The 12656-nt window shown below is 31.0% G+C and carries 21 protein-coding genes; all 21 read left to right on the top strand.

All coding sequences use genetic code 11. The features are described 5' to 3' along the window. Positions 1-10: 10 nt before the first annotated feature. Complete coding sequence (rplR, locus tag CLPA_RS17795; RefSeq protein WP_003448012.1) at positions 11-373, top strand: 50S ribosomal protein L18; 363 nt, start codon at positions 11-13, stop codon at positions 371-373. Positions 374-389: 16 nt separating this feature from the next. Then, positions 390-887: a 30S ribosomal protein S5 gene (gene rpsE, locus CLPA_RS17790; protein WP_003448013.1), complete on the top strand. Its 498-nt coding sequence runs from the start codon at positions 390-392 to the stop codon at positions 885-887. Positions 888-899: 12 nt separating this feature from the next. Continuing rightward, complete coding sequence (rpmD, locus tag CLPA_RS17785; protein WP_003448014.1) at positions 900-1079, top strand: 50S ribosomal protein L30; 180 nt, start codon at positions 900-902, stop codon at positions 1077-1079. 26 nt (positions 1080-1105) lie between these two features. Next, positions 1106-1546 (top strand): 50S ribosomal protein L15, encoded by a 441-nt coding sequence (gene rplO / locus CLPA_RS17780; RefSeq protein ID WP_003448015.1) that lies wholly within the window; start codon positions 1106-1108, stop codon positions 1544-1546. Position 1547: 1 nt separating this feature from the next. Further along, positions 1548-2831, top strand: a complete 1284-nt coding sequence (gene secY / locus CLPA_RS17775; protein ID WP_003448023.1) for a preprotein translocase subunit SecY — start codon at positions 1548-1550, stop codon at positions 2829-2831. A 20-nt stretch (positions 2832-2851) separates the two neighbouring features. Continuing rightward, positions 2852-3499 carry an adenylate kinase gene (locus CLPA_RS17770; protein WP_003448024.1) on the top strand — a complete coding sequence of 216 codons (648 nt, stop codon included), beginning with the start codon at positions 2852-2854 and terminating at the stop codon, positions 3497-3499. Between the two features lie 2 nt (positions 3500-3501). Further along, positions 3502-4260, top strand: a complete 759-nt coding sequence (gene map / locus CLPA_RS17765) for a type I methionyl aminopeptidase (protein WP_003448025.1) — start codon at positions 3502-3504, stop codon at positions 4258-4260. A 4-nt stretch (positions 4261-4264) separates the two neighbouring features. Then, a complete protein-coding gene (locus CLPA_RS17760) occupies positions 4265-4543 on the top strand; it encodes a KOW domain-containing RNA-binding protein (protein WP_003448026.1) in 279 nt (92 codons plus the stop codon). A 7-nt stretch (positions 4544-4550) separates the two neighbouring features. Beyond that, on the top strand, positions 4551-4769 hold the full coding sequence (infA, locus tag CLPA_RS17755) for a translation initiation factor IF-1 (protein WP_003448027.1): 219 nt from the start codon (positions 4551-4553) through the stop codon (positions 4767-4769). An 18-nt stretch (positions 4770-4787) separates the two neighbouring features. Then, entirely contained in the window at positions 4788-4901 is a 114-nt protein-coding gene (rpmJ, locus tag CLPA_RS17750; RefSeq protein ID WP_003448032.1) for a 50S ribosomal protein L36, read from the top strand. Between the two features lie 146 nt (positions 4902-5047). Beyond that, complete coding sequence (gene rpsM / locus CLPA_RS17745) at positions 5048-5419, top strand: 30S ribosomal protein S13 (protein ID WP_003448033.1); 372 nt, start codon at positions 5048-5050, stop codon at positions 5417-5419. A 17-nt stretch (positions 5420-5436) separates the two neighbouring features. Continuing rightward, on the top strand, positions 5437-5832 hold the full coding sequence (gene rpsK / locus CLPA_RS17740; RefSeq protein WP_003448034.1) for a 30S ribosomal protein S11: 396 nt from the start codon (positions 5437-5439) through the stop codon (positions 5830-5832). A gap of 29 nt (positions 5833-5861) precedes the next feature. Further along, on the top strand, positions 5862-6482 hold the full coding sequence (rpsD, locus tag CLPA_RS17735; protein WP_003448035.1) for a 30S ribosomal protein S4: 621 nt from the start codon (positions 5862-5864) through the stop codon (positions 6480-6482). Between the two features lie 60 nt (positions 6483-6542). Continuing rightward, positions 6543-7490: a DNA-directed RNA polymerase subunit alpha gene (locus CLPA_RS17730; RefSeq protein WP_003448036.1), complete on the top strand. Its 948-nt coding sequence runs from the start codon at positions 6543-6545 to the stop codon at positions 7488-7490. Between the two features lie 12 nt (positions 7491-7502). Further along, positions 7503-7844: a 50S ribosomal protein L17 gene (gene rplQ / locus CLPA_RS17725; protein WP_003448037.1), complete on the top strand. Its 342-nt coding sequence runs from the start codon at positions 7503-7505 to the stop codon at positions 7842-7844. A 296-nt stretch (positions 7845-8140) separates the two neighbouring features. After that, positions 8141-8986, top strand: a complete 846-nt coding sequence (locus CLPA_RS17720) for an energy-coupling factor transporter ATPase (protein ID WP_003448038.1) — start codon at positions 8141-8143, stop codon at positions 8984-8986. After that, positions 8971-9834 (top strand): energy-coupling factor transporter ATPase, encoded by an 864-nt coding sequence (locus CLPA_RS17715; protein ID WP_003448039.1) that lies wholly within the window; start codon positions 8971-8973, stop codon positions 9832-9834. Before CLPA_RS17720 ends, CLPA_RS17715 begins: the two co-directional genes overlap by 16 nt. Beyond that, a complete protein-coding gene (locus CLPA_RS17710) occupies positions 9827-10630 on the top strand; it encodes an energy-coupling factor transporter transmembrane component T family protein (RefSeq protein ID WP_003448040.1) in 804 nt (267 codons plus the stop codon). Before CLPA_RS17715 ends, CLPA_RS17710 begins: the two co-directional genes overlap by 8 nt. A 73-nt stretch (positions 10631-10703) precedes the next feature. Further along, a complete protein-coding gene (truA, locus tag CLPA_RS17705) occupies positions 10704-11438 on the top strand; it encodes a tRNA pseudouridine(38-40) synthase TruA (RefSeq protein ID WP_003448041.1) in 735 nt (244 codons plus the stop codon). Positions 11439-11574: 136 nt separating this feature from the next. Further along, the gene (gene rplM, locus CLPA_RS17700; protein WP_003448042.1) at positions 11575-12009 is read left to right on the top strand and encodes a 50S ribosomal protein L13; all 435 of its coding nucleotides are present in this window, start codon (positions 11575-11577) and stop codon (positions 12007-12009) included. Between the two features lie 25 nt (positions 12010-12034). Beyond that, a complete protein-coding gene (gene rpsI, locus CLPA_RS17695) occupies positions 12035-12427 on the top strand; it encodes a 30S ribosomal protein S9 (RefSeq protein ID WP_003448044.1) in 393 nt (130 codons plus the stop codon). Positions 12428-12656: the final 229 nt, after the last annotated feature.

The raw sequence follows: 12656 nt of genomic DNA, 5'->3' as shown, positions 1-12656 counted from the left end.
GAAAAAATATATGTTTAAAAAACAGGATAGAAGTGCAGCTAGAAATAAACGTCATAAAAGAGTACGTAATAAGATTTTTGGTACTACTGAAAGACCAAGACTTGCAGTTTTTAGAAGTGAAAAAAACATATATGCTCAATTAATTGATGATACTGTAGGTAACACTATTGTTTCAGCTTCAAGTAAAGATAAAAATTTTTCTGGTGGAGTAGGAAGCAATAAGGCAGCAGCAAGACTTGTCGGCGAAATTATTGGAAAAAAAGCTATAGAAAAAGGTATAAAGAACATAGTTTTTGATAGAGGCGGATTTGTATATCATGGAAGAGTGCAAGAACTTGCAGAAGGTGCAAGATCTTCAGGTTTAGAATTCTAGAGAAGGAGGGAAATAAATGAGAATAGATCCTAGTACATTAGAGCTTAAAGAAAAAGTTGTATTTATTAATAGAGTTGCTAAAGTTGTAAAGGGCGGAAGAAATTTTAGATTTAGCGTCTTAGTGGTAGTTGGAGATGAAAATGGTCATGTAGGAGTAGGAACAGGAAAATCAGTTGAAATACCTGAAGCTATAAGAAAAGGAATTGAAGATGCTAAAAAGAATATTGTTAAAGTAGCAATGGTAGGAACGACTACTCCACATGCTATTGAAGGAATATTTGGAACTGGTAAAGTTCTTATAATGCCAGCTAGTGAAGGTACAGGAGTTATAGCTGGTGGACCTTCAAGAGCGGTACTTGAACTTGCAGGATTAAAAGATGTTAGAGCTAAGTCTTTAGGAAGCAATAACGCAAGAAACGTGGTAAATGCTACAATAAATGGTTTATCAAGACTGAGAACTGTAGAAGATATTGCAGAGCTTAGAGGAAAAACTGTTGAAGAAATATTAGGATAGGAGGAGTTAACAATGGCTAAACTTTCAATAACATTACAAAAGAGTTTAATTGGTAGAAAAAAGGACCACATAGCTACTGTTAATGCTCTTGGACTACGTAAAATTGGTAAAAAGGTTGAAAAAGAAGATACTCCTCAAATAAGAGGTATGATAAATAAAGTTAATTATCTTCTAAAAATAGAAGAAGTTTAAAATATAAAACGAGGAGGTGCAAAATTATGAAACTTCATGAATTAAAGCCAGCAGCAGGTTCTAGAAAGGCACCTAAAAGAATTGGTAGAGGTACTGGTTCTGGTCTTGGAAGGAATGCTGGTAAAGGAGAAAAAGGACAAAAAGCAAGATCTGGCGGTGGTGTAAGACCAGGATTTGAAGGTGGTCAAATGCCGTTATATAGAAGATTACCTAAAAGAGGATTTACAAATATATTTGCTAAAGATATAGTTAGCATAAATGTAGATAGATTAAATGTATTTGATGATGGAACAGAAGTTACAATAGAAAAGCTGCTTGAAAAGGGTGTAATAGGAAAAGTTAATGATGGAGTTAAAATACTTGGTAATGGAGAGATTACAAAAAAATTAACTGTTAAAGTCAATAAATTTTCAAAAGCGGCAGCTGAAAAGATTGAAGCAGCTGGAGGAAAAGTAGAGGTGGTATAAAATGTTATCGACCTTACGTAATGCTTGGAAAGTTCCAGATTTAAGGAAAAGACTATTGTGGACACTTGTTTTAGTTATAATTTATAGGATAGGAATACATATTCCAGTACCAGGAGTTGATACTTCAAAACTTGTAAGTTTATCATCACAATCTGGTTCTTTAGCTGGATTTTATGATTTGATGTCAGGTGGAGCATTTAGTAATTTCAGCATATTTTCTATGAGTGTAATGCCATATATTAATGCATCCATCATTGTACAACTTTTGACAATTGCAATTCCATCTCTTGAACAGATGCAAAAAGAAGGTGAAGAAGGCAGAAAGAAAATACAAAAGTTAACTAGATATAGTTCTGTATTTCTTGCTGCATTTCAAACTTTTGCAATGTATGCCATAATAAATAGTCAAGGAGCTCTTAGAGATACTTCGAAGCTTAATATGTTTTTGATAGCATTAACATTAACAACTGCTTCTGTATTTTTAATGTGGTTAGGAGAACAGATTACAGTTAAAGGAATAGGAAATGGAATTTCTTTGATAATGTTTGTAAACATTGTTTCTAGAATTCCAAGTACTATCTATCAAATTATAACTTTGCAGCAGACCGGTACTGTTGATGTTGTACAGATTACTGTATTAATAGTAATAATTTTAGCATTGTTTTTAGCTGTTATAATGGCATGCTTGGCTGAAAGGCGTATACCAGTTCAGTATGCAGGTAAAGCTGTTAACAGTAAGGCATTAAAAGGTCAATCATCTCATATACCAATAAATATTAATGCTTCAGCAATTATTGCAATAATTTTTGCTATGGCAGTTATGCAGTTTCCCATGATAATTGTTCAATTTTGGCCAAATTCATGGATATATAAATCTATTGTATCTGGACAATATAGTATTTTTAGGCAGGGTAGTTGGGAATATGCAGCTGCAAGCTTTATATTTATTATATTTTTTACTTGGTTTTATACACAGATAACTTTAAAACCTGATGAAATGGCAGAGAATATGCATAAATCCTCAGGATTTATTCCAGGTATTAGACCAGGAGAACAAACTGCAAGATATATTGAAAAAATACTTGATAAAGTTTCAATATTATGGGGAGTTTTTGCAGGAGTAATAGCTATAGCTCCAATGATTCTTCAATCCTATACTAAATTCCAAGGATTATACTTTGGTGGAACGGGATTATTAATAGTGGTGGGAGTTGCTATTGAAACTATGAAAGCTATTGAAGCCCAATTAGTTATGAAACATTATGAAGGTTTCTTGAGTGAATAATAATATTTGGAGATGATTAAATGAAAATTATACTATTAGGTCCTCCAGGAGCAGGAAAAGGAACTCAAGCAAAGCAAATAAGCACTAAATATAACATACCACATATATCAACTGGAGATATATTTAGAAAGAATATATCCGAGAAAACAGAACTTGGAGTAAAAGCTCAAAGTTACATTGATAAGGGATTATTGGTACCAGATGAATTAACAATAGATATTATTAAAGATAGATTAGATAATGAAGATTGTAAAAATGGATTTTTACTTGATGGATTTCCAAGAACTGTTAAACAGGCAGAAGCTTTAGAGTTATTCCTTAACCAAAAAGGAGATAAGATTGATTATGTTCTTTTAGTCAAGGTTCCAGAATCTAGTATACTTGAAAGAATGACTGGAAGAAGGGTTTGCTTAAAATGTGGTGCTAGTTACCATATTAAGTTTAATCCACCTAAAGTTCTAGGAAAATGCGATGCTTGTAATAGTGATATAATACAGAGAAAAGATGATAGTGAGGAAACTGTCAAAGAAAGAATAGATGTTTATAATAAACAAACTGAGCCATTAATAGAGTATTATGATGATAAAAAAATTATGCATTCTGTTGATGGTACCCAAGATATAGAAGTGGTATTTAAAAGTATTTCTGATATTTTGGGAGATAATTAAAAATGATAATAATTAAAAACGATAAAGAAATTGACTATATGAGGCGAGCAGGAAATATTGTAGAGGAAGCCTTGTTGAAAATAGAAGAAGTTATAAAACCTGGAATAACAACTGCAGATTTAGATAAAGTAGCCGAAGATTTTATAATATCATGTAGTGCAATTCCATCATTTAAAGGATACTATGGATTTCCCGCTTCAATATGTACATCAATAAATGAAGAGGTTGTCCATGGAATTCCATCTAGAGATAGAGTATTACATGAAGGTGATATAATAAGTATAGATTGTGGAGCTATTTTTAATGGCTATCAAGGTGATGCAGCTAGAACTTTTCCAGTGGGGAAAGTGTCTGATAAAGCAAAAGATCTTATAAATATAACTAGAAATAGCTTTTTTAAAGGTGTAGAAAAAGCAGTTGTAGGTAATAGACTTTCAGATATATCTTCAGCTATTCAGACTTATGTAGAAAGTTTTGGATATTCTATTGTTAGAGATTATGTAGGTCATGGTATCGGAAAAGATATGCATGAGGAACCAGAAGTCCCTAATTTTGGAAGACCAAATAGAGGCCCTAAATTACTTCATGGTATGGTTTTAGCTATAGAACCTATGGTTAATGTTGGAGAATATTATGTTAGTGTAAAGTCAAACAATTGGACAGTAGTTACTGAAGATGGTAGTTTATCATCACATTATGAAAATACTGTAGCTATTTTGGATGATGGACCGGAAATACTTACTTTTAGTCAACAGAGGTGAACTGATGAATAGAGATTATTTGGGTACAGTTGTGTATTCAAAGGCTGGTAGAGATGTAGATAGAAAATTTATTATTATGGATATAATAGATAAGGAATATGTTTATATTTGTGATGGTGATTTGAGAAAAGTTGAAAAGCCTAAAAAGAAAAAAATCAGACATTTAATGTTTACCGAAATAGTTGCAGAGGACATTAGAAAATGTTTAATGTCTGATGTAGAAGTTAGTAATTCTCAGATAAGAAAGTTTCTGCAGTCACTATGCACTAATAAGGAGGTTTGATTACCTTATGTCAAAAGATGATGTAATTGAAATGCAGGGAACAGTTTTGGAAGCCCTGCCCAATACTATGTTTGAAGTTGAACTTGAAAGTGGGCAAAAAATATTAGCACATATTTCAGGAAAACTAAGAATGAATTTTATAAGAATATTGCCTGGAGATAAAGTAACAGTTGAGTTGTCACCCTATGATTTAAGTCGTGGGAGAATAACTTGGAGAGCTAAGTAAAAATAAGGAGGGTTAGCTATGAAAGTAAGACCATCAGTTAAGCCTATATGTGAGAAATGCAAAATAATCAGAAGAAAAGGAAGAGTAATGGTTATTTGCGAAAATCCTAAACATAAACAAAAACAAGGCTAACATGTTGAAAAATATTTAAGTTGTTGTTAAAATGTGTTTTAGGACGGCTGCCAATAAAAATATTTTATTGCCTAAAACTTTATATATAATTGTTAAAATATTAGTTTTAAATTTGATTTATTAATACCTGGGAGGTGTAAATTTTAATGGCAAGAATATCTGGTGTTGATCTACCAAAGGAAAAAAGAGTAGAGATAGGGCTAACATATATATTTGGTATAGGACTATCAAAATCACAAGAAGTGCTAAAGGCTACAAATGTAAATCCTGATACTAGAGTTAAAGATTTAACTGAAGAAGAAGTTAATGCTATAAGAGATTATATTAATAAGAACTTCAAAGTTGAAGGTGATTTAAGAAGAGATGTAGCTCTTAATATCAAAAGATTAGTAGAAATAGGATGTTATAGAGGTATAAGACATAGAAGAGGTCTTCCAGTAAGAGGACAAAAAACTAAAACAAATGCAAGAACTAGAAAAGGTCCAAAAAGAGCAATAGGTGCTAAAAAGAAAAAATAATATAAGGAGGGATGATAATGGCAGTTCAAAAAGGTAAAAAAACAAGAAGAAGAAAAGAAAGAAAAAACATTGAACATGGCTGTGCACATATAAAGTCAACATTTAATAATTCAATTGTAACTTTAACTGATAGTGTTGGTAATGCACTTTCATGGTCTAGTGCGGGTGGATTAGGATTTAGAGGATCAAGAAAAAGCACTCCTTTTGCTGCACAGATGGCTGCAGAAACAGCTGCAAAGGCTGCTATGGAGCATGGTTTAAAGAGTGTTGATGTTTATGTAAAAGGACCTGGATCAGGTAGAGAAGCTGCTATAAGATCTCTTCAAGCAGCTGGTTTAGAAGTTACATTAATAAAAGATGTTACTCCTATTCCTCATAATGGGTGTAGACCACCTAAAAGAAGAAGAGTTTAATTTTAGAGTACAGGAGGTGTAATTAATTAATGGCAAGATATACTGGAGCAGTTTGCAGATTATGCAGAAGAGAAGGGTTAAAACTATTTCTTAAAGGAGATAGATGCTTTACAGATAAATGTGCGTTCGCTAGAAGGGGATATGCACCAGGACAGCATGGACAAGGAAGAAAGAAACTTTCTAACTATGGACTTCAATTAAGAGAAAAACAAAAAGCTAAGAGAATATATGGAGTGTTAGAAGGACAATTCAGAACTTATTATGAAAAGTCTGAAAGAATAAAGGGAATAACAGGTGAAAATTTATTAAGACTTCTTGAATTAAGACTTGATAATGTCGTTTATAGATTAGGATATGGAGATTCAAGAAATGAAGCAAGACAATTAGTTACCCATGGTCACTTTTTAGTGAACGGACATAAAGTAGATATTGCATCATACAAATTAAGTGTTAATGATGTAATAACTGTATCAGAAAAAAGTAGAGGAACTGAAAAGTTCAAAACGTTTGTTGAAAATCCTAAAGCGTTACCAGCTTGGCTTACTTCAAATGTAGAAAACTTCGAAGGAAAAGTTATTGCTGAACCAACTAGATCAGATATAGATGTTCCTGTAAATGAAACATTGATAGTTGAGTTATATAGCAAATAGTTGACATAGAATCAGTTGCCCTCAAATAGGTTGCCACTTTATAATAAAGGAGGGTCATAGATGTTAGAAATAGAAAAGCCAAAAATTGAATGTGTAGAATCTACTGAGGATGGTTCTTATGGTAAGTTTGTTATTGAACCTTTGGAAAGAGGTTATGGAATTACTTTAGGAAATTCCCTCAGAAGAATTTTACTCTCATCACTACCTGGAGTTGCAGCCAATTCTATTAAAATAGAAGGTGTACTTCATGAATTTTCAACTATAAAAGGTGTTAAAGAAGACGTCACAGAAATAATACTTAACATTAAATCTTTAGCTTTGAAGATGAGTGGTGATGGTCCTAAAGTTATTTATATTGATTCAGAAGGAAATGGAGAAGTTACTGCTGGAGATATAAAAACAGATGAAGATGTAGAGGTTGTTAATAAAGATTTACATATAGCTACTCTTGATAATGACGGAAAATTATATATGGAAATTGAAGTTAACAGAGGCAGGGGATATGTTACTCAAAATAGAAATAAACGAGAAGATATGCCTATAGGAACTATTCCAGTGGATTCAATATATACACCAATAAAGAGAGTTAATTTTAGTGTTGAAAATACAAGAGTAGGTCAGATAACTGACTATGATAAGCTAACTATTGAAATATGGACTAATGGAACTATAAGACCTGAAGAAGCTATAAGCTTATCAGCTAAAATACTTATTGAACATTTTAAATTATTTATGACTTTAACAGATCATGCAGATGATGTTGAAATTATGGTAGAAAAAGAAGAAGACAAAAAAGAAAAAGTACTTGAAATGACCATAGAAGAACTGGATCTTTCAGTGAGGAGCTATAACTGTTTAAAGAGAGCTGGTATTAATACGGTTCAAGAATTAACAGAAAGATCTATGGAAGATATGATGAAGGTAAGAAATTTAGGTAAAAAATCACTTGAGGAAGTTGAACAAAAGCTTGAAGCTTTGGAACTATCATTAAAACAAAGTGAAGAGTAAGGAGGTAAGTATATGGCAGGATATCGTAAACTTGGTCGTCCAACTGACCAAAGAAAAGCAATGTTAAGAAATCTTGTTACTAGTCTTTTGAAATATGGTAAAATAGAAACTACTGAAACAAGAGCTAAAGAAACAAGAAACTTAGCAGAAAAGATGGTTACTCTTGCAAAAAGAGGGGATTTACACTCTAGAAGACAAGTGCTTTCATTTGTAAGAGAAGAAAAGGTAGTTAATGAATTGTTTGATACAGTAGCACCTAAGTATGTTGACAGAAATGGCGGATATACTAGAATACTGAAAATGGGTCCAAGACGAGGCGACGGAGCTGAAATAGTTATATTAGAATTAGTATAATTGAAGCAAGTTCTTAATTCAGGTGGGAATTCTTTTACTCCATCTGAATTTTAGAACTGCAAATGCATGGCTAACTTGGCGTTGAACTCCCACTTGAAGAAAAGTAGAGAGCCCAAATTTTAATTTGGTGCGAATCACTTTCACAGAGTGCAAGTAGAGAGCCAAAATCTTTTTTTTGATTTTGTGTGAGGGCTGTACAGAGTGCATTGGAGATTTACGCCAAGTTAGTCAGGTGAAAAGGGGATTAACTAGAATTCTAGCTTAGTCCCCATTTTATTAAATTTTGGGGTATTATTATGAAAAATAACATGGTAGAATGTAGAAATGTTACATATAAATATGAAGATACTGAGACTAAAACATTTAATTTGGCTTTAGATAATATAAATGTTAATGTTTCTAAAGGAGAATTTTTAGTTATATTAGGTAGAAATGGATCTGGAAAATCAACTTTTGCTAAGCATATAAATGCACTTATGATTCCAACAAGCGGTAATATAATTGTTGATGGATTAGATACTTCAGATGATAATAATGTATGGACTATAAGAAACAAAGCAGGCATGGTTTTTCAAAATCCAGATAACCAATTAGTTGCAACTATTGTGGAAGAAGATGTAGCTTTTGGACCTGAAAATTTAGGAATTACTCCAGACGAAATAAGAAGAAGAGTTGATAATTCTCTTAAAAAGGTAGATATGTATGCCTATAGAAAACATGCACCCCATCTATTGTCGGGAGGCCAAAAACAGAGAGTTGCTATTGCTGGTATATTAGCTATGGAGCCAGAATGTATAATATTTGATGAGTCTACAGCTATGTTAGATCCTCTTGGAAGAAATGAAGTTATTAATACAATAAAAAGTTTAAATGCTAATAGTAATATGACTATAATTCTTATAACTCATTATATGGAGGAAGCAATTGCTGCTGATAGAATAATAGTTATGGATAAAGGAAAAATCATAAAGCAAGGATCTCCTAGAGAAGTATTTAGAGAAGTAGAGATTATGAAAAATATTGGTTTAGATGTTCCACAAATGACTGAACTTGCATATGAACTAAGGAAAAGTGGCATTGATATAAGGAATGATATATTAACTATAGATGAGATGGTGAATGAATTATGCCGATTAAAATAGATAATTTGACACATATTTATATGCCTGGTACGCCTTTTCAAAAAAAAGCTTTAGATAATGTCAATATAAATATTAGTGATGGTGAATTTGTTGCACTAATAGGTCATACAGGATCGGGAAAATCTACTTTGATACAACATATAAATGGATTATTAAAGCCTACTGAGGGTAAAATAATTATAGATAATTTTGATATAACATTAAAAAATATTAAATTATCTGATATTAGAAAAAAAGTTGGATTAGTATTTCAGTATCCGGAATATCAGCTTTTTGAAGAAACGATTGAAAAAGATATAGCGTATGGACCAATAAATTTAAAACTTACTGAAGATGAAGTTAAAAATCGTGTAAAAAAGGCTATGAATCTAGTTGGATTAGACTATGAGACTTTTAAAGATAAATCTCCTTTTGAATTAAGCGGAGGTCAGAAAAGAAGGGTTGCTATAGCTGGAGTTGTTGCTATGGAACCTAAAATTTTAATTTTAGATGAACCTACTGCGGGTCTTGATCCAAAAGGTAGAGATGATATTTTAGAGCAAATTCTAAAACTTCAAAAAGAATACAGAATGACAGTAATATTGGTATCTCATAGTATGGAAGATGTTGCAAAAGTAGCTAGTAGAATTCTAGTTATGAATAAGGGAAAATGTATTTTAGATGGAAAACCAAGTGATGTATTTAAAGAGATAAATACTCTTGAAAGCGTCGGATTGGCAGTCCCACAAGTAACTTATTTAATTAAGAAATTAAGAAAAAATGGATTTGATATATCAGAAGATATTTTCACTGTTGAAGACGCAAAAACAAATATTTTAAAGATTTTAAGGGGCGGTGAAAATGCTTAAAGATATAACAATTGGGCAATATGTACCAGAGGATTCTTTTATTCATAAATTAGACCCAAGGATAAAGATAATATTATGTATGGTTTATATAATTGATTTATTTTTGATAAATCAATATTTTGGATATATATTTGTAGTTTTATTTATTGGGATAACTATATTAGCTTCTAAAATGAAATTTATATATATATATAAAGGACTTAAACCAATATTTATACTATTAATTATCACAGCTTTATTAAATGTATTTATGACTCAAGGACAAAATTTAATTTTTCAATATGGCATTATTAAGATTTATAGAGAAGGTCTTAATATAGCTGGTTTTATGATTTTAAGATTGGTATTTTTAATTATAGGTACATCATTACTTACATTGACTACATCACCTATAGAACTTACTGACGGATTGGAAAAATTAATGAGTCCTCTTAAAAGAATAGGAATATCATCACATGATTTAGCAATGATGATGACTATAGCATTAAGATTTATTCCAACACTTATAGATGAAACTGATAAGATTATGAAGGCACAAATGGCAAGAGGAGCAGAATTTGAATCAGGAAATTTATTGCAAAGAGCAAAAAATTTTATACCAGTATTAGTACCATTATTTATAAGTTCTTTTAGAAGAGCAGATGACTTAGCTATGGCTATGGAGGCTCGATGTTATAGAGGTGGAGAAGGAAGAACTAGAATGAAAGTGCTAAAATTTCATCCTAGAGATGGAATAGCAGTACTAGTAATTATTGTGCTTGTTTCATTGTCAATTTGGAGTAGATTTTATTATTAACAATTCTAATATCAGTACTATAGAACTATAAATTAGTTAATTAAAAATTTATTTAAAATCTAAGGTATAAAGTATGAAAAATGTTAAACTTATTATTGAATATGATGGAACTAATTACTCAGGATGGCAAATACAAAAAAATGTTATAACTGTTGAGCAAGTCATTGAAAAAAGTCTAAATGATATAACTGGTGAAAATATAAAAATTATAGGATCCAGTAGGACTGATGCCGGGGTTCATGCAAAAGGTTTTGTGGGGAATTTTTTTACTGAGAGTAAAATACCTTGTGATAGATTTAGGAATATTTTAAATGGCAAATTACCTAAAGACATTGTAATTTTAAATTCAGAAGAAGTACAATTGAGTTTTAATTCAAGATTTGATAGTAGAGGTAAAACATATAGCTATACTATTTTAAGTACACCACAGAGACCAGCAATAGGAAGAAATTATGTATATCATTTTAGAAAAAATTTAGATCTAGGATTAATACTAGAAGCAAGTAAGGAGTTTATTGGAACTCATGATTTTGCGGCTTTTAAGAGTAGCGGTGGAAATACAAAAACTACAGTAAGAACAATAAGTAATTTAGAAATTATAAAAAGAGATGACTACATAATATTTACTATAACGGGTGATGGATTTTTATATAATATGGTTAGGATAATTATAGGTACTTTAATTGAAGTCGGTTTGGAGAAAATTAGTCCTAAAAATATTAAAACTATACTTTTGTCAAGGAATAGAAATATGGCTGGACCATGTGTTCCGCCTGGGGGCTTATGCTTAGAAAAGGTATATTATTAAATATATATAATTATTGACACACCTGGCAGATTGTATTATAATATATATGTTTGTATAACGTTGCTTAAAAAAGATCCACTAGCCCCGGATCTTTGACATAGAACGTAATTTATGTAAAGTTCAGGGAGGGAAAAAAATGAAATCATACATTGCAAAACCGCAGGAAATTGAAAGAAAATGGTATGTTGTTGACGTTGATGGATTAACTTTAGGTAGAGCAGCAAGTCAAATTGCATCAATATTAAGAGGTAAAAATAAGCCAATATTTACACCTAATGTAGATACTGGAGATTTTGTTATTGTTATAAATGCTGAAAAGGTAGTTTTAACAGGTAAAAAATTAGACCAAAAAATGTTAAGACATCATTCATTATATCCAGGTGGATTAAAAGAGATTTCTTATAAAGAAGCATTAGCTAAAAAGCCTGAATTTGTTTTTCAGGAAGCTGTTAGAAGAATGATTCCAAGTGGAGTATTAGGAAGAGAAGTTCTTAAAAAGCTTAAAGTATATAGAGGAAATGAACATAACCATGAAGCACAAAAACCAGAAATATTAAAATTGACATATTAATTTGTGATTGAAAGGAGGATGTAAAATGGCTAAAGTACAATATATTGGAACAGGTAGAAGAAAAAAATCTATTGCAAGAGTTAGACTTGTACCAGGAGAAGGTAAAGTTATAGTAAATAAGAGAGAAATAGAAAATTATTTTGGATTAGAAACTTTAAGAGTTATAGTTAATCAACCATTGGTTTTAACTGATACAAAGGATAAATTTGATGTTCTTGTAAATGTAAATGGTGGTGGCTTTACAGGTCAAGCTGGAGCTATTAGACATGGTATATCAAGAGCATTATTAAAAGCTGATGAGTCATTAAGAGGAGAACTTAAAAAGGCAGGTTTCTTAACAAGAGATCCAAGAATGAAAGAAAGAAAGAAATACGGTCTAAAAAAGGCAAGAAGATCTCCACAATTTTCAAAGAGATAATCGGACTTTTAAAGGGGAGGAATATCCTCTCTTTTTTTATTGTTAAAAATAAATATATTATATATTATTTATTAAGTATATTTCCTAATTTATATATAATAGTTATTCATGAATTTTTACTTATATTACTATAAAAGATAAGTTATTTTATTAAAATAAAATTACATATTACATAGTTTAGGTATGATTATCATACTCTTATAATTTATATAATTGTATGATATAATTA

The sequence above is a fragment of the Clostridium pasteurianum DSM 525 = ATCC 6013 genome (assembly GCF_000807255.1).
In the GTDB taxonomy this organism is placed as follows: Bacteria; Bacillota; Clostridia; order Clostridiales; family Clostridiaceae; genus Clostridium_I; species Clostridium_I pasteurianum.
Note: the sequence above shows the minus strand (reverse complement) of the source record. Positions and strands in the feature narration are given on the sequence as shown.

Excerpts from the sequence above, each read along its gene's own strand:
- truA (WP_003448041.1), top strand. The coding sequence starts at position 10,704 with ATGAAAAATGTTAAACTTATTATTGAATATGATGGAACTAATTACTCA.
- rpsI (WP_003448044.1), top strand. The coding sequence starts at position 12,035 with ATGGCTAAAGTACAATATATTGGAACAGGTAGAAGAAAAAAATCTATT.
- rpsD (WP_003448035.1), top strand. The coding sequence starts at position 5,862 with ATGGCAAGATATACTGGAGCAGTTTGCAGATTATGCAGAAGAGAAGGG.
- CLPA_RS17720 (WP_003448038.1), top strand. The coding sequence starts at position 8,141 with ATGAAAAATAACATGGTAGAATGTAGAAATGTTACATATAAATATGAA.
- CLPA_RS17715 (WP_003448039.1), top strand. The coding sequence starts at position 8,971 with ATGCCGATTAAAATAGATAATTTGACACATATTTATATGCCTGGTACG.
- rpsM (WP_003448033.1), top strand. The coding sequence starts at position 5,048 with ATGGCAAGAATATCTGGTGTTGATCTACCAAAGGAAAAAAGAGTAGAG.
- CLPA_RS17730 (WP_003448036.1), top strand. The coding sequence starts at position 6,543 with ATGTTAGAAATAGAAAAGCCAAAAATTGAATGTGTAGAATCTACTGAG.
- CLPA_RS17760 (WP_003448026.1), top strand. The coding sequence starts at position 4,265 with ATGAATAGAGATTATTTGGGTACAGTTGTGTATTCAAAGGCTGGTAGA.
- rplM (WP_003448042.1), top strand. The coding sequence starts at position 11,575 with ATGAAATCATACATTGCAAAACCGCAGGAAATTGAAAGAAAATGGTAT.
- rplQ (WP_003448037.1), top strand. The coding sequence starts at position 7,503 with ATGGCAGGATATCGTAAACTTGGTCGTCCAACTGACCAAAGAAAAGCA.
- CLPA_RS17710 (WP_003448040.1), top strand. The coding sequence starts at position 9,827 with ATGCTTAAAGATATAACAATTGGGCAATATGTACCAGAGGATTCTTTT.
- rplO (WP_003448015.1), top strand. The coding sequence starts at position 1,106 with ATGAAACTTCATGAATTAAAGCCAGCAGCAGGTTCTAGAAAGGCACCT.
- rplR (WP_003448012.1), top strand. The coding sequence starts at position 11 with ATGTTTAAAAAACAGGATAGAAGTGCAGCTAGAAATAAACGTCATAAA.
- rpmJ (WP_003448032.1), top strand. The coding sequence starts at position 4,788 with ATGAAAGTAAGACCATCAGTTAAGCCTATATGTGAGAAATGCAAAATA.
- infA (WP_003448027.1), top strand. The coding sequence starts at position 4,551 with ATGTCAAAAGATGATGTAATTGAAATGCAGGGAACAGTTTTGGAAGCC.
- CLPA_RS17770 (WP_003448024.1), top strand. The coding sequence starts at position 2,852 with ATGAAAATTATACTATTAGGTCCTCCAGGAGCAGGAAAAGGAACTCAA.
- rpmD (WP_003448014.1), top strand. The coding sequence starts at position 900 with ATGGCTAAACTTTCAATAACATTACAAAAGAGTTTAATTGGTAGAAAA.
- rpsE (WP_003448013.1), top strand. The coding sequence starts at position 390 with ATGAGAATAGATCCTAGTACATTAGAGCTTAAAGAAAAAGTTGTATTT.
- map (WP_003448025.1), top strand. The coding sequence starts at position 3,502 with ATGATAATAATTAAAAACGATAAAGAAATTGACTATATGAGGCGAGCA.
- rpsK (WP_003448034.1), top strand. The coding sequence starts at position 5,437 with ATGGCAGTTCAAAAAGGTAAAAAAACAAGAAGAAGAAAAGAAAGAAAA.
- secY (WP_003448023.1), top strand. The coding sequence starts at position 1,548 with ATGTTATCGACCTTACGTAATGCTTGGAAAGTTCCAGATTTAAGGAAA.